This is a genomic window from Leifsonia sp. Root227, from assembly GCF_001428745.1.
GTDB lineage: Bacteria > Actinomycetota > Actinomycetes > Actinomycetales > Microbacteriaceae > Leifsonia.
In genome coordinates this window covers 322103-344449 of record NZ_LMIO01000003.1, presented here as the reverse complement: position 1 = coordinate 344449, position 22347 = coordinate 322103, and the positions used below count along the sequence as shown (strand labels likewise).

23 protein-coding genes and 1 tRNA gene are annotated in these 22347 nt (G+C 67.9%); 11 read left to right on the top strand and 13 right to left on the bottom strand.

Annotated features, from left to right (window positions below; translation table 11 throughout):
* Positions 1-95: 95 nt before the first annotated feature.
* The gene (locus ASE16_RS11720; RefSeq protein WP_055895105.1) at positions 96-1403 is read left to right on the top strand and encodes a DUF4032 domain-containing protein; all 1308 of its coding nucleotides are present in this window, start codon (positions 96-98) and stop codon (positions 1401-1403) included.
* 100 nt (positions 1404-1503) lie between these two features.
* On the opposite strand, the gene rlmB is transcribed toward ASE16_RS11720, so the two are convergent.
* The 4 genes from rlmB to ASE16_RS11700 all read right to left on the bottom strand — a co-directional run bounded on the left by rlmB (position 1504) and on the right by ASE16_RS11700 (position 5704).
* Positions 1504-2562, bottom strand: coding sequence for a 23S rRNA (guanosine(2251)-2'-O)-methyltransferase RlmB (gene rlmB / locus ASE16_RS11715; RefSeq protein WP_055895102.1), 1059 nt, complete (start codon positions 2560-2562; stop codon positions 1504-1506).
* The gene (cysS, locus tag ASE16_RS11710) at positions 2559-3992 is read right to left on the bottom strand and encodes a cysteine--tRNA ligase (RefSeq protein WP_055895100.1); all 1434 of its coding nucleotides are present in this window, start codon (positions 3990-3992) and stop codon (positions 2559-2561) included. Before cysS ends, rlmB begins: the two co-directional genes overlap by 4 nt.
* 65 nt (positions 3993-4057) lie before the next feature.
* Complete coding sequence (ispD, locus tag ASE16_RS11705) at positions 4058-5221, bottom strand: 2-C-methyl-D-erythritol 4-phosphate cytidylyltransferase (protein ID WP_055895097.1); 1164 nt, start codon at positions 5219-5221, stop codon at positions 4058-4060.
* Positions 5222-5704, bottom strand: coding sequence for a CarD family transcriptional regulator (locus tag ASE16_RS11700; protein WP_021763858.1), 483 nt, complete (start codon positions 5702-5704; stop codon positions 5222-5224).
* 165 nt (positions 5705-5869) lie between these two features.
* On the opposite strand from ASE16_RS11700, the gene ASE16_RS11695 reads away from it, so the two are divergent.
* The gene (locus ASE16_RS11695) at positions 5870-6376 is read left to right on the top strand and encodes a hypothetical protein (RefSeq protein ID WP_055895095.1); all 507 of its coding nucleotides are present in this window, start codon (positions 5870-5872) and stop codon (positions 6374-6376) included.
* Positions 6377-6457: 81 nt separating this feature from the next.
* On the opposite strand, the gene ASE16_RS11690 is transcribed toward ASE16_RS11695, so the two are convergent.
* Together ASE16_RS11690 and ASE16_RS11685 are read right to left on the bottom strand one after the other, a co-directional pair.
* Positions 6458-7141, bottom strand: a complete 684-nt coding sequence (locus ASE16_RS11690) for a response regulator transcription factor (RefSeq protein WP_055895093.1) — start codon at positions 7139-7141, stop codon at positions 6458-6460.
* Entirely contained in the window at positions 7138-8289 is a 1152-nt protein-coding gene (locus ASE16_RS11685; RefSeq protein WP_055895091.1) for a sensor histidine kinase, read from the bottom strand. Before ASE16_RS11685 ends, ASE16_RS11690 begins: the two co-directional genes overlap by 4 nt.
* 190 nt (positions 8290-8479) lie before the next feature.
* Between ASE16_RS11685 and phoU the strand changes: the two genes are divergently transcribed.
* Positions 8480-9136 carry a phosphate signaling complex protein PhoU gene (gene phoU, locus ASE16_RS11680; protein ID WP_055895089.1) on the top strand — a complete coding sequence of 219 codons (657 nt, stop codon included), beginning with the start codon at positions 8480-8482 and terminating at the stop codon, positions 9134-9136.
* A 77-nt stretch (positions 9137-9213) separates the two neighbouring features.
* Here phoU and ASE16_RS11675 read toward each other — a convergent pair whose 3' ends face one another.
* The gene (locus tag ASE16_RS11675; RefSeq protein ID WP_055895087.1) at positions 9214-9963 is read right to left on the bottom strand and encodes a phosphoglyceromutase; all 750 of its coding nucleotides are present in this window, start codon (positions 9961-9963) and stop codon (positions 9214-9216) included.
* 40 nt (positions 9964-10003) lie between these two features.
* Here ASE16_RS11675 and ASE16_RS11670 point away from each other — a divergent pair, with 40 nt between their 5' ends.
* On the top strand, positions 10004-10834 hold the full coding sequence (locus ASE16_RS11670) for a class I SAM-dependent methyltransferase (RefSeq protein ID WP_055895084.1): 831 nt from the start codon (positions 10004-10006) through the stop codon (positions 10832-10834).
* A 3-nt stretch (positions 10835-10837) separates the two neighbouring features.
* Here the strand turns inward: ASE16_RS11670 and ASE16_RS11665 are convergent, their stop codons facing one another.
* The 3 genes from ASE16_RS11665 to ASE16_RS11655 form a co-directional block, all read right to left on the bottom strand.
* Positions 10838-11950 (bottom strand): YgfZ/GcvT domain-containing protein, encoded by a 1113-nt coding sequence (locus ASE16_RS11665; RefSeq protein ID WP_055895083.1) that lies wholly within the window; start codon positions 11948-11950, stop codon positions 10838-10840.
* Positions 11950-12546 (bottom strand): FABP family protein, encoded by a 597-nt coding sequence (locus ASE16_RS11660; protein WP_055895082.1) that lies wholly within the window; start codon positions 12544-12546, stop codon positions 11950-11952. The genes ASE16_RS11665 and ASE16_RS11660 overlap by 1 nt, the downstream gene beginning before the upstream one ends.
* Before the next feature lie 204 nt (positions 12547-12750).
* A complete protein-coding gene (locus ASE16_RS11655; RefSeq protein WP_055895080.1) occupies positions 12751-13074 on the bottom strand; it encodes a hypothetical protein in 324 nt (107 codons plus the stop codon).
* 83 nt (positions 13075-13157) lie between these two features.
* Between ASE16_RS11655 and ASE16_RS11650 the strand changes: the two genes are divergently transcribed.
* The 7 genes from ASE16_RS11650 to pstB all read left to right on the top strand — a co-directional run bounded on the left by ASE16_RS11650 (position 13158) and on the right by pstB (position 21407).
* The gene (locus ASE16_RS11650; RefSeq protein ID WP_055895077.1) at positions 13158-13850 is read left to right on the top strand and encodes a DNA-binding response regulator; all 693 of its coding nucleotides are present in this window, start codon (positions 13158-13160) and stop codon (positions 13848-13850) included.
* A gap of 87 nt (positions 13851-13937) precedes the next feature.
* Positions 13938-16151 (top strand): RNA degradosome polyphosphate kinase, encoded by a 2214-nt coding sequence (locus ASE16_RS11645; RefSeq protein WP_055895075.1) that lies wholly within the window; start codon positions 13938-13940, stop codon positions 16149-16151.
* Positions 16148-17083, top strand: coding sequence for an NUDIX hydrolase (locus ASE16_RS11640; RefSeq protein WP_055895069.1), 936 nt, complete (start codon positions 16148-16150; stop codon positions 17081-17083). Before ASE16_RS11645 ends, ASE16_RS11640 begins: the two co-directional genes overlap by 4 nt.
* A gap of 269 nt (positions 17084-17352) precedes the next feature.
* Complete coding sequence (pstS, locus tag ASE16_RS11635) at positions 17353-18447, top strand: phosphate ABC transporter substrate-binding protein PstS (RefSeq protein WP_055895067.1); 1095 nt, start codon at positions 17353-17355, stop codon at positions 18445-18447.
* A 109-nt stretch (positions 18448-18556) separates the two neighbouring features.
* The gene (gene pstC, locus ASE16_RS11630; protein ID WP_055895065.1) at positions 18557-19504 is read left to right on the top strand and encodes a phosphate ABC transporter permease subunit PstC; all 948 of its coding nucleotides are present in this window, start codon (positions 18557-18559) and stop codon (positions 19502-19504) included.
* Positions 19504-20598: a phosphate ABC transporter permease PstA gene (gene pstA / locus ASE16_RS11625; protein WP_055895063.1), complete on the top strand. Its 1095-nt coding sequence runs from the start codon at positions 19504-19506 to the stop codon at positions 20596-20598. The genes pstC and pstA overlap by 1 nt, the downstream gene beginning before the upstream one ends.
* 29 nt (positions 20599-20627) lie before the next feature.
* Positions 20628-21407, top strand: coding sequence for a phosphate ABC transporter ATP-binding protein PstB (pstB, locus tag ASE16_RS11620; protein WP_055895061.1), 780 nt, complete (start codon positions 20628-20630; stop codon positions 21405-21407).
* Between the two features lie 190 nt (positions 21408-21597).
* Here the strand turns inward: pstB and ASE16_RS11615 are convergent, their stop codons facing one another.
* From ASE16_RS11615 to ASE16_RS11605, 3 genes are all read right to left on the bottom strand, one after another.
* Positions 21598-21864 (bottom strand): Txe/YoeB family addiction module toxin, encoded by a 267-nt coding sequence (locus ASE16_RS11615; protein WP_055895059.1) that lies wholly within the window; start codon positions 21862-21864, stop codon positions 21598-21600.
* On the bottom strand, positions 21857-22105 hold the full coding sequence (locus tag ASE16_RS11610; protein WP_055895055.1) for a type II toxin-antitoxin system Phd/YefM family antitoxin: 249 nt from the start codon (positions 22103-22105) through the stop codon (positions 21857-21859). The genes ASE16_RS11615 and ASE16_RS11610 overlap by 8 nt, the downstream gene beginning before the upstream one ends.
* A 126-nt stretch (positions 22106-22231) precedes the next feature.
* Positions 22232-22304: transfer RNA gene (locus ASE16_RS11605), tRNA-Lys, on the bottom strand.
* Positions 22305-22347: the final 43 nt, after the last annotated feature.

Sequence of the window (22347 nt, the reverse complement as noted above, 5' to 3'; positions counted from 1 at the left end):
GTGCCGCAGTCCTTCACGGACTGCGGCACTGTCTTTTTCCCCGCTGCTCGTTCCCCGCCTCCAGCGCTCCCACCCGCATCCGATAGGTTTTCATCATGGCAGGCTCCCTCAACATCACCGCGGCGACCGTCGATCCCGCCCTCCTCGACCTCCCGTGGAACCTTCCACTCGACGAGTGGACGAGCGAGCACATCGCGGTCCTCCCGAAGGGCATCTCGCGCCACCTCGTCCGCTTCGCGAACCTGTCCGGCTACGTCATCGCCATCAAGGAGACGACGGCGGAGATGGCCACCCGCGAGTACGAGATGCTGCGCACCCTGCAGCGCGTCGACATCCCGTGCGTCGACCCCGTCGCGGTCATCAAGAACCGCACGGACGACGAGGGCGACCCGTTGAAGGCCGTGCTGGTCACCCGCCACCTCAAGTTCTCGCTCCCCTACCGCGCGCTGTTCTCGCAGACCCTGCGCCCCGACACCGCGACCAGGCTGGTGGATGCGCTGGCCGTGCTGCTCGTGCGCCTGCACATCGTCGGCTTCTTCTGGGGCGACGTGTCGCTGTCCAACACGCTCTTCCGTCGCGACGCCGGTGCGTTCGCCGCCTACCTGGTGGATGCGGAGACCGGCCAGCTCTACGACGGCGGCCTCTCCAACGGTCAGCGCGAGAACGACCTGGAGATCGCACGCGTCAACATCGCCGGCGAGCTGATGGACCTCGAGGCGGGGGGCCGCGTCGACGAGGAGCTCGACCCGATCAAGGTGTCCAACGGCATCGTCGCCGCGTACCGGTCGCTCTGGAAGGAGCTGACAGGCAGCGAGTCGTTCAAGTCGTCCGAGCGCTGGCGCATCAACCAGCGGGTGGACCGCCTCAACGACCTCGGTTTCGACATCGAGGAGCTCGCGATCAAGACCTCCGACGAGGGAACCACCGTGCGCATCCAGCCGAAGGTGGTGGACGCCGGGCACCACCAGCGCAGGCTGCTGCGGCTCACCGGCCTCGACACCGGCGAGAACCAGGCCCGCCGTCTGCTCAACGACCTGGACTCGTACTCGGCGACGCTCGGCAAGCAGGGCCTCGACGAGGAGGCGATGGCGCACGAGTGGCTGATGCGCGTCTTCGAGCCGGTCGTCCGGGCGATCCCCGCCGACCTCAAGGGCAAGCTGGAACCGGCGGAGGTCTTCCACCAGCTCCTGGAGCACCGCTGGTTCATGTCGCAGGCTGAGGGCAGGGATGTGCCGCTCGCCGAGGCGCTGACGTCGTACATCAACGACATCCTCCGCCACCGCCGCGACGAGGCCACCGTGATCGCGCCGCCGACGGAGACCATCAGCATCCCGATCCTCGCCTCGGAGACGGGAACGGGCGACGAGGACGACGACGCCGACGACTGGCGCAGCAAGGTCTGACCCGCCGCACCCCTCACCCGCCTCACAACGACGAGATGCCGGTAACGGCGCTGAGATCAATCGAAATCGGCGCCGTTACCGGCATCTCGCTGTTCACGGGCTACTTCGTGCCGGCCTCGGCGCGCAGCTTCGCGATCTCGTAGAGGGTGACGCTGGTGGCGATACCCGCGTTCAGCGACTCGGTGGTCGCCGTGATCGGGATGGACACGATCGCGTCGCAGGTCTCCGTGACGAGACGCGACAGCCCCTTGCCCTCGCTTCCGACCACGATCACCACGGGCCGGTCGGCGAACGACAGCCCGGGCAGCGACACGTCGCCTCCGCCGTCGAGGCCGAGCACGAAGACACCTGCCTCCTTGAACGCCTTGAGCGTCTGGGTGAGGTTGGCGGCCATCGCGACGGGGGTGCGCGCCGCGGCGCCGGCCGACGTCTTCCACGCGGACGCGGTCATGCCCACGGAGCGACGCTGCGGGACGATGACGCCCTGCCCGCCGAACGCGGCCGTCGAGCGGATGATCGCCCCGAGGTTGCGCGGGTCGGTGATCCCGTCGAGAGCGACGAACAGCGGCGTCTGGCCCTTGCGGATGGTGAGGTCGAGCAGGTCGGCCGGGTGCGCGTACTCGTACGGCGGAACCTTGAGCGCGACACCCTGGTGCACCGAGTCGCGACCGGCGAGCCGGTCGAGCTCCGGACGCATGACCTCGAGGATCGGGAGTCCGCGGCCGGTGGCGATCGACAGGATCTCCTTCACCCGCTCGTCCATCTCGACGCGTGCGGCGATGTAGAGCGTGCTGGCCGGAATGTGCGCCCGCAGCGCTTCGACGACCGAGTTGCGGCCGGTGACGATCTCGCTCTCGTCTCCCGACTTGGCACGGCGAGCAGCGCCGGACGCACCGCGGGGAGTGGTGTCGCCGCGCCCACGGCCCTGGCCGGAGCCCTGTCCTCGGCCCTCGCCCGGCTTGCCGCGCCCGCCGGCTGCGACGTAGCGCTCGCGCGCCGCCTTCGCCTTGCCAGCGGGGTGGTACGGACGGTCCTCCGCCTTCGGCGTCGGCTTCTTGCCTTCGAGAGCCTGCCGTCCCTGGCCGCCGGAGCCCACCTGGGGACCCTTGCGGCTTTTCCTCACGGCCCCGGCGCGGGGCTTTCCACCCGAGTTCTTCATGATTCGATGCTCCAATGCGACCCCGTCTGGGTGTCTTCGATGGTGATTCCCGCGCTCGTCAGTTCGTCGCGGATGCGGTCTGCTGCCGCAAAGTCTTTCGCCTGCCTGGCCGCCTGCCTGTCGGCGAGCAGTCGCTCGACCAGCTGACCGAGTGCGGCATCCGCCGCAGACGACCCTGCCGTGTTCCAGTGCGGGGACAACGGGTTGATGCCCAGCACCTCCGCCATCGCGAGCGCGTGCCCGCGTGCTGCGGCGGCGGCTTCCAAGTCTTCCGCATCCAGTGCCGCGTTTCCTGAACGCACCGTGTCGTGCAGCACGGCGATGGCCTGCGGGACGGCGAGGTCGTCGTCCATCGCCTCCGCGAAGGCGTCGGGGACGGTCTCGACGCCGCTGCCTGCGAAGCGCGTTCCCGCGAGCCGCCGGTCGACGCGCTCGAAGAACCCGGAGATGCGCTCGAGCGCCGCCTCCGCCTCCTCCAGCGATCCGTCGTGGAAGTCGATGGTGGACCGGTAGTGCGCTGCCCCGAGGTAGTACCGCACCACCAGCGGCCGTGCGGCGCCGAGCAGATCGGCCGCGTAGACCGAGTTGCCGAGCGACTTGCTCATCTTCTGGCCGTTCACGTTCACCAGGCCGTTGTGCACCCAGTAGTTGGCGAACGCATCCCCCGCCGCCGTTGACTGGGCGATCTCGTTCTCGTGGTGCGGGAAGCGCAGGTCGAGGCCCCCGCCGTGAATGTCGAACTGCGGCCCGAGGTAGCGGCGCGACATGGCTGAGCACTCGATGTGCCAGCCGGGGCGGCCATCGCCCCACGGCGACGGGAACGCCGCGGACTGCGGCTCGTCGGCCTTGCGGCCCTTCCACAGGGCGAAGTCGCGCGGGTCGCGTTTGTCGCGAAGGTCGGCGTCCGCCGCCGCCTCCATGTTGTCGATGCTCTGCCTGGTGAGCTCCCCGTACGCCGGCCAGCTCTTCACGTCGAAGTAGACGTCGCCGGAGCCGTCCGCCGCCGCGTACGCGTGACCACGCTCGATCAGCCTCGCGATGATCTCCTGCATCTGCGGGATGCTCGCGGTCGCCCGCGGCTCGTAGGTGGGCGCCTGCACGCCCAGCGCCGTATACCCCGCAGTGAATTCGAGCTCGAACCGGTACGCGAGCGCCCACCACTCCTCCGCGCTCCCCGATGCGCGGGCGGCGGCGGCGTTGATGAGGATCTTGTCGTCGATGTCTGTGACGTTGCGCACCAGCGTGACGTCGTATCCCCGGTAGGTCAGCCAGCGTCGCAGCTGGTCGTAGACGAGAGCGGAGCGCAGGTGGCCGATGTGCGGCGACGACTGCACGGTGGGTCCGCAGACGTAGATCCCCACTTCGCCGTCGCGGAGGGGGATGAAGTCGCGAAGGGCACCGGCCTTCGTGTCGTAGAGTCGCACAGTCACGGCATACAGCCTACGGGCCGGGCCGCGCAGGTGCCGCGCGAGCGATCGAACATGTCGACAACTCGTCAGAACTGCGGGCTGTGGAGAACGAGAGCTGTGGCGAACGCCGCAATGCCCTCTCCGCGGCCGGTGAATCCCAGGCCGTCCGTCGTCGTCGCCGACACCGACACCGGGGCGCCGAGGATGCCGCCGAGCAGCGCCTCCGCCTCCTCGCGTCGCGGCGCGAACTTCGGCCGGTTGCCGACGAGCTGAACGGATACGTTCCCGATCCGGAATCCCGCCTGCTCGACGAGCCGCCTGGTCTCGGTCAGGAACACCGCACCGTGCGCGCCGACGAAACGAGGGTCGCTCGTGCCGAACACCCCGCCGATGTCGCCCAGCCCTGCGGCGGCGAGCAGAGCGTCCGTGATCGCGTGCGCGACCGCATCCCCGTCGCTGTGCCCGGCCAGCCCCGCCTCGCCCGGCCAGTGCAGTCCGGCCAGCCAGAGCTCCGCATCCTGGTCGAACGCGTGCGTGTCCGTGCCGAGGCCGACGCGCGGCACGGCCTGCGAGACGCCCGAGACCAGCTCCTCAGCGCGGCGGAGGTCCCACGGTGTCGTGATCTTGAACGCCAGCGCATCCCCGGGGATGACGGAGACGGCCCGACCGGATGCGGCCACCAGCCCCGCGTCGTCCGTCTCGTCCGACTCCGCGGCGGCGTATGCGGCTTCCAGATCGGCGCGGGGGAAGCCCTGCGGGGTCTGCACCGCGGAGAGCACAGAGCGGTCGACGGTCTCGTGGATCTCGCCGTCGGCGCCCACCCGCTTGATGGTGTCGCTGACCGGCAGACCGGGCACGACGCCGTGGCCGCGCGCATCCACCGCTGCTGCGACGGCGTCGAAGAGCGAGGACGGCGTGAGCGCGCGGGCCGCGTCGTGCACGAGCACCACCTCGACGGAGGCATCGAGCGCCGCGATCCCCGCCGCGACCGACTGCTGGCGCGTTGCGCCACCGGGCACGACGGTCACGGGCGCGCCGAACGCACCGGATGCGAGCTCCTCCGCCTCTGCGACGAGCTCGGCGGGCGCGACGACGACGACCTGCGCAGGCTCGCCCATTCCCGCGACGGCATGAACGGACCGCTCGAGAAGAGTAGAGCCCCCGAGAGCCACGAAGGCTTTCGGGAGCTCTGCGCCCAGGCGCGTGCCATTACCGGCGGCAACGATCACCACCGCGAGGCGCGGCGACACTTAGGAGGCCAGGACCTCGTCGAGCAGGCTCGATGCCTTCTCGTCGTCGGTCTTCTCGGCGAGCGCGAGCTCGGAGATCAGGATCTGACGAGCCTTCGCGAGCATCCGCTTCTCACCGGCGGACAGGCCGCGGTCCTGGTCGCGGCGCCACAGGTCGCGGACGACCTCGGAGACCTTGATGACGTCGCCGGAGGCGAGCTTCTCAAGGTTCGCCTTGTAGCGGCGGGACCAGTTGGTGGGCTCCTCGGTGAACGGAGCGCGCAGCACCTCGAACACGCGGTCGAGGCCCTCTTTACCGATGACGTCGCGGACGCCGACCAGGTCGACGTTCTCAGCGGGCACCTCGATCGTGAGGTCGCCCTGAGTCACATTGAGCTTGAGGTACAGCTTCTCTTCACCCTTGATGATTCTCTTCTTGACTTCGGTGATAGTCGCAGCACCGTGGTGGGGGTAAACGACGGTTTCGCCAACCTCGAAAAGCATAGATTGATGTCCCTTCAGCAACTACTAGGATACCACATGAGGCACATGCTAAGGTTCGCCTTCGCGCGCCTGAGCGCCCGTGCGCATACGCTAAACTCGAACAGCATTCCGCTTCCTCACACGGCGCATTCGCAGGCCGAGCGGAACGATCTGGAGGGTCATTCAGTGAAAGCTCGTGTCGCAGCGTCCATCGCCCTTGCTCTGGCGGTCGCGTTCGGAACGGCGGGTTGCGGCTTCATCGCACCGCAGGCCACCACGAAGCACTACGACGCCAGTGACGGGGTGAGCGGCAACGTCGGCCAGATCGACGTGCGCAACGCCATCATCATCACGGATGCGAAGGACGGCACCGTCGGCAACCTGGTCGTCACGCTCGTCAACAACGACTCGAAGAGCATCGACCTCTCCATCCAGGGCGGCGACCAGAGCGCCGCGACCGCGCAGGTCACGGTCAAGCCCGGCCAGGTCAAGCAGCTCGGCAGCCACCCGCAGTCCAGCTCCAGCAGCAACGTCTTCTTCGCCAACTTCGACGGCAAGCCCGGCTCGCTCTACAACGTCTTCTTCCAGTACGGAGACGAGACGGGCGTCAACCTCAAGGTCCCCGTGCTCGATGGCGCGCTGCCCGAATACCGCGACCTGGTTCCGCCGACCATCCTGCCGGCCACCAAGTAGCCCCACACGAACAATCGACTCCGGACTTCTTCATGCGACGCGCCGAGCGAAGCGTGAAGAAGTCCGGAGTCGATTGCGTTTCTACGCGTTGAAGCGGTAGCCGAGCCCGCGCACCGTGACCAGCATCGCCGGCTCGGACGGGCTCTCCTCGATCCGCGACCGGATGCGCTTGATATGCACATCCAGGGTCTTGGTGTCGCCGAAGTAGTCGCTCCCCCACACCCGGTCGATCAGCTGACCACGCGTCAGCACGCGTCCTGCGTTGCGCAGCAGCAGCTCCAGCAGCTCGAATTCCTTCAGCGGCATGGAGATCTCCGAGCCGTTCACCTGCACGGTGTGCCTGTCCACATCCATGCGCACGGAACCGGCCTCGAGGATCGCCTCGTCGATCGCCTCCTCCGCCTCCACCCTGCGCCGCAGCACGGCCCGGATGCGCGCGAGCAGCTCGCGGGACGAGTACGGCTTGGTCACGTAGTCGTCGGCGCCGAGCTCCAGCCCCACCACGATGTCGACTTCGGAGTCCTTCGCCGTCAGCATGATGATCGGCACAGACGAGCGTGTGCGGATCTCCCTGCACACCTCGGTGCCGGGGATGCCGGGGAGCATCAGGTCGAGGAGGACCAGGTCCGCCCCTCCCTTGTCGAACTCGGCGAGCGCTGTCGGCCCGTCCTCTGCGACCGTCACGTCGTAGCCTTCGCGCTTCAGAAGGTAGGCGAGCGGCTCGCTCAGAGCGGCCTCATCCTCGACGAGCAGGATGGATGTCACGTTGGTTCTCCTATCGGGGGACGAACAGTGGATGCTTCCGGCAGCCGGATGGTGAACGTCGAGCCGCGGCCGGGCTGCGACCAGACGCGCACCTCTCCGCCGTGGTTCTGCACGGCGTGCTTGACGATCGCGAGGCCGAGGCCGGTCCCTCCCGTGTTGCGGGAGCGGGCCTGGTCGACGCGGAAGAAGCGTTCGAACACGCGGTCGAGGTCGTCCTCGGGGATGCCCTCGCCCTGGTCGGTGACCGCGATCTCGACGACGCCGTCGATCACGCGCACGCCGACGCCGATGCGCGAGTCGTCCGGGGAGTACTGGATGGCGTTGGAGATGAGGTTGTGCACGGCCGTCACCAGCAGAGGCTCGTTGCCGATCACCTCGGCCCCCTTGTCCCCGCGCACCGCGAGCTCGATTCCGCGGGTCTCCGCCGCGACCCTGTTCTGGTCCACGGCGGCGCCGACCACGGAGCGCGCACTGATCCGCTCCGCGTTGCCGATCGCATCCGTCGCCTGCAGCCTGCTGAGCTCGATGATGTCCTGGGTGATGCGGGCGAGGCGATGCGCCTCCTGAGTGAGCCGGTGGGCGAAGCGACGCACCTGGTCAGGGTCGTCGGACGCCCCGTCCAGCGCCTCCGCCAGCAGGCCGACGGCGCCGATCGGCGTCTTGAGCTCGTGGCTGATGTTGGCCACGAAGTCGCGCCGCACCGTCTCCAGCCTGAACGACTCCGTGCGGTCCTCGGCGAGCAGCAGCACGTACCGCGAGCCGAGCCTGGCGACGCGCACGCTCAAGTGGATGTTCGCGTCGCCGAACGGGCCGCGAGCGAGCTCGCAGTCCTCGGTGATCGGATCGCCGTTGCGGCGCACCCTGTCGACCAGCTCCACCAGGTGGGGATGCACGAGGGCGCCGTTCCAGACCAGCCCGATCGCGTGCGCTCCAGGCGACGCCTTGATCACGTTGTTCGACGGGTCGAGCACGACACCGGCCGACTCCAGCGCATCCAGCACCTGATCGACACCGTCGGGAACGCTGGGGCTCACCACCTGCACGGCGTGATCGCCCCGTCTCGCGGCGATGTGCAGGATCCACACGAATCCGGCGCCGACCACGAGGCCGAGTGCCAGAGACAGCAGCACCAACCAGGCGGAGTCCATGAGGCAAGCGTATGGGATGCGCAAACCGGCCACTGCACTCGATGCGCGTCGACCCGCGTGTTTTCGCGGGTACTTTAGACAGTGTTCAGGCTGACGGCACCAACCGTTAACCTGGCGAAGGGAACATGCTCACGAGGTCAGAAGACCCCGCATCCCGCGTGCGTGCGCACGCCAGGAAGGACCACACCCCATGCGCGAAGTATTCCAGCAGGAGCTGGCGGAAGTTCAAGACCGTCTCGTCGAGATCGCGGAACTCGTCGTCGTCTCCATCCAGAATGCGACGCAGGCGTTCAACAACTCCGATGTCAGCCTCGCCGAGGACGTCATCGCCAACGACAACAAGATCGACGAGCTCACCGTGCTCCTCGACGAGCTGTCCATCCAGATCCTCGCCCGCCAGCAGCCGGTCGCCCGCGACCTGCGCATCGTCGTGAGCGCCCTGCGCATCAGCGCGTCGCTGGAGCGGATGGGCGACATGGCCGAGCACATCGCGCAGCTCGCGCGCTACCGCTTCCCCGACAAGGTCGTTCCGAAGAGCCTGCGCTCGACGTTCGCCGAGATGGGGCGCCTCGACGTGCTGATCGCGCAGAAGCTCACCGAGCTGCTGCGCACCCAGGACCTCGCGCTGGCCGACGAGATCCGCAACGAGGACGACCAGATCGACGAGCTGCACGTCAGCGTCTTCGACAAGGTCCTCGGCGAGACCTGGAAGGGCCAGGCCGTCGACACCGTGGATGCGACGCTCGCCTCGCGCTACCACGAGCGCTTCGCGGACCACGCCGTCTCCATCGCCAAGAAGGTCCAGTACCTCGGCACCGGCGACTGGGCTCCGGAGATCGCCTCCTAGCCTCCACACACATCGAGTCCGAACTTGTTCAGGCGACACGCCGAGCGACGCCTGAACAAGTTCGGACTCGATTGTTTCTACTTCTTGCCCTGGGCGGCGACCGCCGCGGCGCCCGCTGCTGCGGCCTCCGGGTCGAGGTATGCGGCGGGGGCGATCGGGCGGAAGTCCTCGTCGAGCTGGTACACGAGCGGGATGCCGGTCGGGATGTTCAGCTCGGCGATGTCGTCGTCCGAGATGCCGTCGAGGTGCTTGACCAGGGCGCGCAGCGAGTTGCCGTGCGCGGTCACCAGCACCGTCTTGCCTGCGGCGAGGTCCTTCGTGATGTCGGACTGCCAGTACGGGAGCATCCTGTCGATGACGTCCTTCAGGCACTCCGTGCGCGGCAGGTCGGCGCCGAGGCCCGCGTAGCGCGGGTCGTGAGCCTGCGACCACTCGCTGTCGTCGTCGAGCGGCGGCGGCGGCACGTCGAACGACCGACGCCAGAGCTGGAACTGCTCCGGGCCGTACTTCTCCAGCGTCTCCGCCTTGTCGAGGCCCTGCAGCGCACCGTAGTGGCGCTCGTTGAGGCGCCATGACCGCTTGACGTCGATCCAGAGCCGGTCGGCGACCTCGAGGGCGAGGTTCGCGGTCTGGATCGCGCGGGTGAGCACGGAGGTGTAGAGGACATCGGGGTGCAGACCGGATTCGGAGAGCAGCTCTCCAGCACGCTTGGCTTCTGCGACGCCCTGCTCGCTGAGGCGGACGTCCACCCAGCCGGTGAACAGGTTCTTCTGGTTCCACTCGCTGTTGCCGTGGCGGAGGAGTATCAAAGTGTGAGGCGCGGACATGCCTCCTAATCTATCGCTTCGCGTTTGGCAGACTGGACGTATGGCATCCGGCGCGATCGGCACGGTCACCCGTGGCACGACCAACACGAACAGGCTGCGCCGCGTCGACCGCTGGATCGCGACGCTCCCCGTGCTGCGCCGTGCGGCCGACCCTCTGGTGGTCGACCTCGGCTACGGCGCCAGCGGCGTCACAGCGCTGGAGCTGCACCAGCGCCTGGCCAAGGCACGACAGGATGTGGAGGTCATCGGCCTCGAGATCGAGCCCGGCCGGGTCGCCACAGCGCGTGCCCAGCTCGCTGCCGTGCGCGCGGGCGGCACCGGCTTCGCGGCGGATGCGCGGATCGGCTTCGCGCTCGGCGGCTTCGAGGTTCCACTCCCAGGCGGCAGGCTGGCCGCGGTGATCCGCGCATCCAATGTGCTTCGCCAGTACGACGAGGCCGAGGTGGTTCCCGCCTGGCGGCGGCTGGTCACCCGGCTGCAGCCCGGCGGTGTGCTGATCGACGGCACCTGCGATGAGATCGGCCGCATCTCGGCCTGGGTGGACGTCACGGCGGACGGACCCCAGCACCTCAGCATCTCGCTGCGGCTCGCCGAACTCGACGCCCCGTCGATCGTGGCGGAGCGGCTGCCGAAGATCCTGATCCACCGCAACGTTCCTGGCGAGCCTGTGCACCGGCTGATGCTCGACCTCGACCGGCTGTGGCGCATCCACTCGCCGCTGGCGGCGTACGGGCCGACGCAGCGCTGGATCGCCGTGGCACAGGGGATGCGCGACGCCGGCTGGCCGGTGCGCGGCGGCCGCACCCGCTGGCGGCTCGGCGAGCTCACGGTCGACTGGGCGGCCGTCGAGCCGCGCGGCTTCTCCTGGTAGCCGCTACGAACGCGGCTGGCGCGTGACGGCTCCGAGCCGGGGCAGCCGGGGCACGTTGGCTTCCGCGCCCGCCTCGGGCGGGACCACGATCTCCTGAGCCGCCGCGACGGCGGTGCCGTCCGCATCCACCACCAGGGTGGCGCCTGCAGGCGTCGACCGCTTCACGACCGCGAGCGCGATCGGCCCGAGCTCGTAGTGCAGCGCGGACGACGTGACCGTCCCCACGTCCTTGCCGTCGAACGAGACGGCAGCACCCCGCTCTGGATGCACGCCCTCCGATCCGTCGAGGTGCAGCATCACGAGGCGGCGAGGCGGGTGGCCGAGGTTGTGCACCTTCGCCACCGTCTCCTGCCCGCGATAGCAGCCCTTGGTGAGGTGCACGGCGGTGCGCAGCCAGTCGAGCTCGTGCGGGATGGTCTTCTCGTCGACCTCGGTGGAGAACCGCGGACGCCACGCGGCGATGCGGAGCGCGTCAGCGGCGAGCGTGCCTGCGGCAGGGAACTCGCCCGTCGTCACCCTGGAGGCGATGGAGGAGAGCGCATCCCTGGGCACCAGTCGCTCGCTCCACGTCCACGACGCTCCCGGATGCTCGCCCTGCGCATACTGGTGGCCGCCGGGGGTGACTGCGTGCCACGGGTCGTGCCAGATCAGCGGGACGCCGTTGGGTGCGGCGATCGGCAGCGCCGGATCGCCCAGCGTACCGATGGTCGCGAGGTCCGCGGTGCGGTCGGCGAGTTCGACGCGGAGCATGAAGCGCATCCTGTCGAGCCACGCGAGCAGGCCTTCTGCTTCGGCACGGTCGACGAGCAGCCAGAGCGTCTCGCCGTCCTCGATCAGGCGGACGGCGTGCTCCAGCCGGCCGGTGACGTCGAGCAGAAGGGTCTCGGACGATTCGCCTGGCGCGAGCCCGAGCAGGCTCTGGCTGGTCAGCGAGTTGAGCCAGCTCAGCCGGTCGGGGCCGGTGATCGTCAGAACGGCGCGATCGGAGAGGTCGACGATCGCCCTGCCCTCCGCAAGGGCGCGCTGCTCGACGAGCGGGTTGCCGTAGTGCGACGGGACGCCGGACTGCGCCGTGTCGACGGCGCCGGGAAGCGACAGGAAGGGCGAAGACGACATCACTCCGCCTTCGCGAGGCGGGCGGAGGCGTGCGTGCGCAGCTCCTGGCCGAGCGCGGCGATGTCCCACGCCCACAGCAGGTGCGCATCCACCAGGCCGTAGAGACGGGTGGCCGCCGTGTAGTCCTTGGCGCCCGCTGTGCGGACGACCGCATCCGTCGCCAGGTCGATGCGCGGGCCGTTGACCTGACCGAGGTAGAGCTCGCTCACGCCGTCGGGATGGATGATCGACACGTCGATGTCGAAGCCGCCGTGGGAGTTGCGAAGCGTCTCGACCGACTGGGCGGTGGAAAACGGCCGCGCGCCCTGGCCTGGCAGCATCGCAGGACCTGAATCGCCCTCGACCAGTTTGCGGCTGAGCCGCCAGTATCCGGTCTCAGCGGCGAGCGGCGTATTGCCCTCGTCGAGCACCCATGATGTGGAGGAGTAGTTGAGGTACGGCTGGCCGTCGTGGCTGAAACTCACGCGCTGGCCGAATTCGAGCTGGGTGTGGTCGTCTCCGACCGCGTAGTCGAGCACACCGGTGCCCTCCCACACTCCGATCAACCAGGAGAGGGGGACCAGTTCGGCGGGCAGATCGGTCGGGATCTCGATCATGGGAGTCGCAAAGCGCTTAGCGCTGGCCCCTGAACAGGTTGTAGACGACGACGACCGAGACTCCGGCGATGGCGAGCGATGCCAGACCGAGGAGTCCGACGAAGAAGAGTTCGAGGGCAACCAGCATGCGGCCAGTCTAGTCAGTGTGTGCGGGCTGTCGCGACGGGCGGGCCGCCTCGACGGCGTGGCAGCCCCCGTGGTCGCCTACTGCGCGGCGGCGACGATGCCGAGGACGACCCCGAAGATCCCCAGGATGACGAACGACCCCGTCACCGTGGCGGCGAGCCTGTTCACGAAGCCCTCCTTCTGCTGGGTGGCGAGCTGGGCGATCAGTCCGAGCAGCACGCAGGCGGCGAGCGCGAGGGACAGCCAGGATGCGTACCGGTCGACAGGCGAGATCGCGGCGATCAGCACGGCGAAGACGAGGGCGAGCAGCCAGACGGCGCCGATGCTCCCGTAGCGGACGCCTGGGGAGAGCGTCGCGTCGCCGTCGAAGGCTGCGGCCGGACCCATGCTGCTGTCGCTCACCCCTCCATTGTGCCCCGAACGCCGGGAAAGGGTTCACACGCATTTCCGGTAGCATTGCCGCACAGCACGTTCAGGAGGCTTGAGTGGCGCAGTTGTTGATCCTCACCTCTGCGCCAGACGCGGAGGTGCTCCCCTCCCTCGCGCTCCTCAGCCATCGCACCAGGCAGATCCTCGCTGAGCCGGCGTCGCTCGTCAACGCGCCCAGCTGCGACCTGATCTTCGTGGATGCGCGGCGCGATCTCGCCGGAGCCAAGTCGCTCTGCAAGATCCTCACCACGACCGGCATCACGGTGCCGCTGCTGCTGGTCCTCACCGAGGGCGGCCTCACCGCCGTCAGCGCCGACTGGGGCGTCAACGACGTCGTGCTGGAGACCGCTGGTCCCGCCGAGGTGGATGCGCGCATCCGGCTGGCGATCGGGCGGCAGACCCAGGAGCACACGCAGACCAAGATCCAGGCGTCGGGCGTCACCATCGACGAGGCGAGCTATTCCGCCAAGGCGCACGGCCGTCAGCTCGACCTGACCTTCAAGGAGTTCGAGCTGCTGCGGTTCTTCGCCACGCATCCGTCCAGGGTGTTCACGCGCGAGCAGCTGCTCAGCGAGGTCTGGGGATACGACTACTTCGGCGGCACCCGCACCGTGGATGTGCACGTGCGGCGGCTGCGCGCCAAGCTGGGCGACCTGGAGTCGCTGATCGGGACCGTGCGCAACGTCGGCTACCGCTTCAACGTGTACGAAGAGGACAACGACCGGCTCCCTTCGTCGGTCAGATCCTGACCCCACCGGCTCTCTGCACAGGGTCCGTTTATCCACAGTTAACCTGGTGCGGTGCCGCCGCTGTGCACACGGTGCAATGATGTTGGGATGGACGGCGAGCGCACCACACTGGAGAACGGCCTTCTGGACAACGGGCTGAGCGGCAGCTTCGGCAGCGACTTCGACGACGACTTCACGCCGTTCGTCTACGAGCCGGACCCCGATCTGCCGGAGGACAGGTACCTCGATAGGGAGCTGAGCTGGCTGGCGTTCAACCAGCGCGTGCTCGAATTGGCCGAGGACCCGACGCTGCCGGTGCTGGAGCGCGCCAACTTCCTCGCCATCTTCGCCACGAATCTCGACGAGTTCTTCATGGTGCGCGTCGCGGGCCTCAAGCGCCGCATCGCGACCGGCCTCGCCGTTCCGACCAACGTCGGCCGCGCGCCGGTCGACGTCCTCGCCGACATCTCCGAGAAGGCGCACGAACTGCAGTCGCGGCACGCGGCCGTCTATCGCGACCAGGTGCTGCCTGCACTCGAAGAGGCCGGGATCACCGTCGCCAAGTGGGACGAGCTCGACGACGCGGACAAGGCGCAGATGCGCGAGATCTTCTCGCAGCAGATCTTCCCCGTGCTGATGCCGCTCGCCGTCGACCCTGCCCACCCGTTCCCGTACATCTCCGGGCTCTCGCTCAACCTCTCCGTCCGGGTGCGCAACTCCCGCACGGGCAAGGAGCAGTTCGCGCGCCTCAAGGTGCCGCAGATGCTGCCCCGTTTCGTGCGCATCGACCAGCGCGAGACGGTCGACCAGATGCGGTTCATCGCGCTCGAAGACCTCATCGCCAACCACCTGGGCGACCTCTTCCCCGGCATGGAGATCCTCGACCACCACGTGTTCCGCGTCACGCGCAACGAGGACGTCGAGGTCGACGAGGACGAGACGGAGAACCTGATCCAGGCACTCGAGCGCGAGCTGCTCCGCCGCCGGTTCGGTCCGCCCATCCGGCTCGAGGTCACAGAGGACATGGACCAGGTCACGCTCGGCCTGCTCGTGCGCGAACTCGACGTGACGGAGCAGGAGGTCTACCGCCTGCCATCGCCGCTCGACCTCGGCGGACTCTTCGTGCTCGCCAAGATCGACCGGCCGGATCTGCACTACCCCAACCACGTCCCGACCACGGCCGCCCAGCTCATGCCGAGCGAGCCGAACGCGAAACCGGACATCTTCTCCGCCATCGCAAGGCAGGACATCCTGCTGCACCACCCGTACGAGTCCTTCGCCACCAGCGTGCAGGCGTTCCTCGAGCAGGCAGCGGCCGACCCGCACGTGCTCGCGATCAAGCAGACGCTGTACCGCACCTCGGGAGACAGCCCGATCGTCGAAGCGCTGATCGACGCTGCGGAGTCCGGCAAGCAGGTGCTCGCCCTCGTCGAGATCAAGGCGCGCTTCGACGAGCAGAACAACATCTCCTGGGCCCGCAAGCTCGAGAAGGCCGGCGTGCACGTCGTCTACGGCCTCGTCGGGCTGAAGACGCACTGCAAGCTCGCCCTGGTCATCCGCGAGGAGAAGGGCATCCTCAAGCACTACAGCCACATCGGCACGGGCAACTACAACCCCAAGACGTCGCGCATCTACGAAGACCTGGGGCTGCTGACCGCCGACGACCAGGTGGGCAAAGACCTCACCAGGCTGTTCAACGAGCTGTCCGGCTACGCGATCGAGAAGAAGTTCAAGCGCCTGCTGGTCGCTCCGCTGCACCTCAGGAAGGGGCTGCTCAAGCGGATCCAGATCGAGACGGCGAACGCTGCGGCGGGCCGGCCGTCCGGCATCAGGATCAAACTCAACTCCATCGTCGACGAAGCGATCATCGACGCGCTGTACCGCGCGAGCGAGGCCGGCGTTCCCGTCGACCTGTGGGTGCGGGGCATCTGCGGGCTCCGCCCGGGCCAGAAGGGCCTGTCGTCGAACATCCGGGTGCGCTCGATCCTCGGCCGCTACCTGGAGCACTCGCGCATCTTCTCGTTCGTGAACGACGGCGACCCTCAGGTCTACATCGGCAGCGCCGACATGATGCACCGCAACCTCGACCGCCGTGTCGAAGCGCTGGTGCGGCTCACCGACCCTGCGCACCTCACCGAACTGGATGCGCTGTTCAACCGCGCGTTCGATGACCGCACCTCCGCGTGGGAGCTCGACGAGAGCGGCACGTGGACCCGCCACAACCTCGACGACGCAGGCCAGCCCCTCGATGACCTGCAGAATAAACTCATGCAGCAGATCAGCCACCGTCCACGCTCCACCCGCACGGGCTCGAGGCGGTGAGCGCGGCCATCTACGCCGCGGGCGCCCTCTGCTGGCGCGTCGTGGACGAGAAGATCGTGGTGCTCGTCGTCCACCGAGCCAAGTACGGCGACGTCACCATCCCGAAGGGCAAGGTCGACCCCGGCGAGACCCTCCCCCAGACCGCCGTGCGTGAGATCGAGGAGGAGACAGGGCTGCGCGTCGCGCTCGGCGTCCCACTCGGCATCTCCACGTACCCGATCGCCAGTGGTCGGGAGAAGATCGTGCACTTCTGGGCAGCCGAGGTCGGCGACAAGGCCATCGCGCAGTCGACCTTCGTCCCCAACTCGGAGATCGCCGCCATCGAGTGGGTCACGCTGAAGAAGGCGCGAGGCTACCTCACCTACGAGCGCGATGTCGAGATCCTGGACGAGTTCGAGAAGCTCGTGCGGCAGGGAGTGACGTCCACGTTCGCTCTCATCGCCCTCCGGCACGGCAAGGCGGCGCCGCGCGGCGACTGGGACGGCTCCGACGCCTCACGTCCGCTCACCGACCGCGGGGTCAAGCAGGCCTGCTCCGACGTTCCGACCATCGCGGCCTGGCGTCCGAAGCGCATCGTGACGAGCGACGCCGTCCGCTGCGTCGCGACCGTCGCGCCGCTCGCCGCCTCCACCGGCATCAAGCCGCGCCACGAGCCAGGCATCAGCCAGGACGCATACGAGGACGGCAGGGGCGAGGTGCGCGGCGTCATCGGCAAGCGGGTGCGCTCCCGCAAGACCGCCGTGCTCTGCAGCCACGGCCCCGTGCTCCCCGAGATCATGCGCGAGATCGCCCTGGCCACGGGCACGATGCCCGGCGCCTACCTCAACGACGCCGCCGACCTCGACACCGGCGGCTTCTCGATCGTGCACCTGTCGGCCAGCAACCCCGCATCCGGAATCATCTCGATCGAGACGTACGCGCCTGTCGCGTGACGGGTGCGTGCGGGTGAGGTCGCGCGGCTGACCGTCGTGCGGCTGACCGTCGCGCGGCTGAGGCCCCGCAGCCGCCCGTGGCCGCCATCCGCTCGTCCTGAAGGACGTCGCCGCACAGGCCCTTCCCCGCTCCGCGTCCCCAAGAGCACACTCCGCGTTAACCTCCCGTTTACCGCTGCGGGGGACTCTGGACAGACACCGGGAATAGCGTCGCAGGCGGGTCGCACCGGCCCCGTCCTGTTGTTACTGATTCCCCGGAAGGGACAACTGTGAAACTCAAGCGTGTTGGCGCTCCTCTGGCCATCCTGGCCGCTGTCGCCATCTCACTGACCGCCTGCGCGTCGAACGAGGGCAGCACCCCGGCGACGACGACGGCGAAGCCGTCGAACCTCTCCGGCACCCTCAACGGCATCGGCTCCTCCGCCCAGGGCGCAGCCCAGACCGTGTGGGCCGCCGGCTTCCAGACCGCCAACCCCAAGGTCACCGTCAACTACGACCCGCAGGGCTCCGGCGCCGGACGCACCAGCTTCATCTCCGGAGCAGCCGACTTCGCCGGCTCGGACGCCGCTCTCAAGGACGCCGAGCTCGCCAGCACCTTCGCCGGATGCGCAGCGGGTTCCAAGGGCATCGACCTCCCCGTCTACATCTCCCCGATCGCCATCGCGTACAACCTCGACGGCGTCAAGGACCTGAAGCTCGACGCCGCGACCATCGCCGGCATCTTCTCTGGCGCGATCACCACCTGGGACGACGCCAAGATCAAGGCGCTGAACTCGGGCGCATCGCTTCCGTCCGCGCCGATCACCGTCGTGCACCGCTCCGACGACTCCGGCACCACCCAGAACTTCACCGAGTACCTCGCGGCGAACGCTCCCGATGTGTGGACCAAGCCGGCAGCGCAGACCTTCCCGTTCCAGGTCGGCGACGCAGCCAAGGGCACCTCCGGTGTCGCTGACGCCACCAAGAACGCGAAGAACTCGATCACCTACATCGACGAGTCGGGTTCGGCCGGACTCAGCATCGCGCAGCTCAAGGTCGGCGACAGCTTCGAGAAGCTCAGCGCCGACGGCGCGGCGGCAGTCGTCGCAGCGTCCCCGATCGCCTCGGGCCGCGGCACCAACGACCTGGCCATCCAGATCAACCGCAAGGACACCAGCAAGGGCGCATGGCCGCTCGTGCTCGTCTCCTACGTGATCGCCTGCCAGGAGTACAAGGACTCGGCCAAGGCCGACCTCGTCAAGGGCTACGTCGACTACATCATCAGCGACAACGCCCAGAAGGCGGCCGCTGAGCAGGCAGGGTCCGCCCCGCTGTCCTCCGACCTCGCCTCCAAGGTGAGCAAGGCTGTCGCAAGCATCAAGTAATGACAGTGCCACTCGGCCTGGGCTCTCCGCCCAGGCCGAGTGGCGCATCCTCACCACCCGAAAGTGAGAGCCAGATGAGAAGCTGGGCCGTGACGAAAGATTGGCAGGAATGACCGCCGGAACCGCAGGCGCCATCAGACCGAGGGCGAAGACCCGCCTCGGAGATCGCGTGTTCTCCACGAGCACCATCGTCGCCGGCTCGCTCATCCTCGCGGTGCTCGCCGCCGTCGCCCTCTTCCTCGTCGTGCAGAGCATCCCTGCTCTGTTCGCCGGCACGGGAGAGCTGCCGAACAACGCCACCAACTTCTGGGCCTGGGTGTGGCCGCTCGTCTTCGGCACGATCTGGGCCGCGATCATCGCGCTGCTCATCGCCACCCCGCTCTCCATCGGGATCGCGCTCTTCATCTCGCACTACGCCCCGCGTCGCGTCGCGCAGACGCTCGGCTACGTCATCGACCTCCTCGCCGCGGTCCCGTCCGTCGTGTTCGGCCTCTGGGGCATCGCGACACTGGCGCCGTTCGTCCAGCCGTTCTACGCCTGGCTCGGCGACAACCTCGGCTGGTTCCCGCTCTTCGCACCGCCCGTCTCCGGCACGGGCCGCACGATCCTCACCGCCGCGATCGTCCTCGCCGTCATGGTCATCCCGATCATGACCGCGATCTGCCGCGAGATCTTCCTGCAGACGCCCCGACTCCACGAGGAGGCGGCGCTCGCCCTCGGTGCGACCCGCTGGGAGATGGTCAAGATGGCCGTGCTCCCGTTCGCCAGGTCCGGCATCATCTCGGCGATCATGCTCGGCCTCGGCCGTGCCCTGGGTGAGACGCTCGCCATCGCGATGGTCCTCTCCCCCGCACTGATCGTGAAGTTCGCCGTCCTGCAGGCGCAGAGCCCGAACACGATCGCGGCCAACATCGCCCTGCAGTTCCCCGAGGCGACAGGGCTCTCCACCAACGCGCTGATCGCATCCGGTCTCGTGCTGTTCGTGGTGACCCTGCTCATCAACATGCTCGCCCGCTACATCGTCAGCCGCCGCAAGGCCTTCTCTGGAGCGAACTGATGACCGCCACCACCTCCGCTCCCCTGACCAGGCCGATGACCAACTCGCTGACCGCAGGCAAGCTGCCGCGCGGCTCAGCGTGGATGATGCTCGTCGGGTCCTGGATCGTCTTCATCGCGATCTTCGCGATCCTCGCAGCGAGCGGCGCGACCAAGGACTTCAACGCCGTCGGCGCGATCTTCTTCGGAACGGTGCTGTTCGACGTGGTGATCTTCACCACGTCGCTGCTCGTCGAGGGCGGACGCAAGGCGAGGGACAGGCTTGTCACGTCGCTCGTGGCGACCGCGTTCATCATCGCGCTGCTCCCCCTCGTGTCGCTGATGTGGACCGTGATCAGTTCCGGCCTCGCCCGCTTCGACATCCAGTTCTTCTCCGAGTCGATGCGCAACGTGATCGGTGCGGGCGGCGGTGCGCTGCACGCCATCGTCGGCACGCTGCTCGTCACGCTGATGGCGGCGATCATCTCGGTGCCGATCGGCCTGCTCACGTCGATCTACCTCGTCGAGTACGGGCGCGGGATGCTCGCCCGCGGCATCACCTTCTTCGTCGACGTGATGACGGGCATCCCGTCGATCGTCGCCGGTCTGTTCGCATACGCGCTGTTCGCCCTGTTCTTCGGGCCGGGCATCCGGAGCGGTTTCATGGGGTCCGTCGCCCTGTCCGTGCTGATGATCCCCGTGGTCGTGCGGTCGAGCGAGGAGATCCTGCGCCTGGTGCCGAACGAACTGCGCGAGGCGTCGTACGCGCTCGGCGTCCCGAAGTGGCTGACGGTGCTGAAGATCGTCCTGCCGACGTCGCTCGCAGGCCTTTCCACCGGCATCATGCTCGCCATCGCCCGCGTCATCGGCGAGACGGCCCCGCTCCTCATCGTCGCCGGCTTCACCACGAGCATGAACTACGACCTCTTCTCCGACCGGATGATGACCCTCCCCGTGTTCGTGTACACGCAGTACACGCAGGCGGCGGGCCTGCACGCGCAGGACTCGATCGACAGGGCATGGACGGGCGCTCTCGCCCTCATCATCATCGTGATGCTCCTCAACCTGGTCGGCCGCATCATCGCCAAGGCCTTCGCCCCCAAGTACGGCCGCTGAACGCGTCCACCCGAACCCAAGGAATCCACGTGTCCAAGCGCATCGAAGTCAACGACCTCAACGTCTACTACGGCAACTTCCAGGCCGTCGAGGGCGTCTCGCTCACCATCGAACCCCGCACCGTCACCGCGTTCATCGGCCCGTCCGGCTGCGGCAAGTCGACGTTCCTCCGCACCCTCAACCGGATGCACGAGGTCATCCCAGGCGCGTACGTCGAGGGCGAGGTGTCGATCGACGGCAACAACCTCTACGGTCCCGGCGTCGACCCGGTGCTCGTACGCCGCCAGGTCGGCATGGTGTTCCAGCGGCCGAACCCGTTCCCGACGATGTCCATCCGCGAGAACGTGCTCGCCGGGGTGAAGCTCAACAACCGCCGCATGGCGAAGCCGGAAGCCGACGAGCTCGTGGAGAGTTCGCTGCGCGGCGCCAACCTCTGGAACGAGGTCAAGGACCGCCTCAACCTTCCAGGCTCCGGCCTCTCCGGCGGCCAGCAGCAGCGTCTCTGCATCGCGCGCGCGATCGCCGTCTCCCCGGACGTGCTCCTGATGGACGAGCCGTGCTCCGCGCTCGACCCGATCTCCACCCTCGCCATCGAGGACCTGATCGAAGAGCTCAAGAACGACTACACGATCGTGATCGTCACCCACAACATGCAGCAGGCATCTCGCGTCTCCGACCGCACCGCGTTCTTCAACATCGCGGGCACGGGCAAGCCGGGCAAGCTGATCGAATACAACGACACCAACATGATCTTCTCGAACCCGAGTGTGCAGGCGACGGAGGACTACGTCTCCGGTCGCTTCGGCTGATCCGGACCACTTGTCGCGCGTAACGCAATCGGCCCCGGCGTACTGCATCGCGCAGGACGACCGGGGTCGATTCCGTTTCAGCGTGTCGGCGTGTCAGCGCGATGGAGCTTGGTGGGCGCTGTGGGCGGTGTGTGCTGACTGTCCTGATTGCCTCAGTCGTAGACGTTTCGATACGCGGGCAGCTTACGGGTCAGTAGTGGTACCGAGCCTGCAGGATGATCACGTAGGCGTCGTCAACGAGGTACACGAGACGGTTGGCTTCATCGATGCGTCGTGACCACGCGCCTGCCAGCGCGTGCTTCAGAGGTTCCGGCTTGCCGACGCCCTCGAACGGGTCATCTCGCAGGATGTCTTCGATAAGGAAGTTGATGCGCTTGAGTGTTCGACGGTCCTGGCCCTGCCAGTAGACGTAGTCCTCCCAGCCGCCGGCGGTCCAGGCGAGCTTACGGTCACTCACCGGTCGGGTCGTGCTCGGTGATGTCTCCGGAGCGAGCGCCCTCGATGGCGTCGATCAGGCGTCGTGCGTTCTTGGGGGAGCGCAGGAGGTAGGTGGTCTCGAGCAGCGAGTCGTACTCGTCCTTCGACATCAGCACGGCGGAGCCGCGCTTGGACGTGATCTCGACCTCGGTCTGGTCGAGGTTGACGCGTTCGATGAGGCCGAACAGGTCGCTGCGAGCTTCGCTTGCTGTGATGGCCATGTTCCCTCCAAGTGGTACAAGATATCGTACCACTCCGACTGAGGGCGGCGGCGCGTGTTCTTCGATCCCAGCCCGTGGGCACGACTACTCGGGCCGCGGGGGCTTGGATTCCTGTGATTCAGTGAGTGGGCCCGGTGGGGCTCGAACCCACGACCCGCGGATTAAAAGTCCGATGCTCTGCCAACTGAGCTACAGGCCCTACCCATCTAATCTAGCGTGGTTTCACGAGTGCTCGTGTCGGG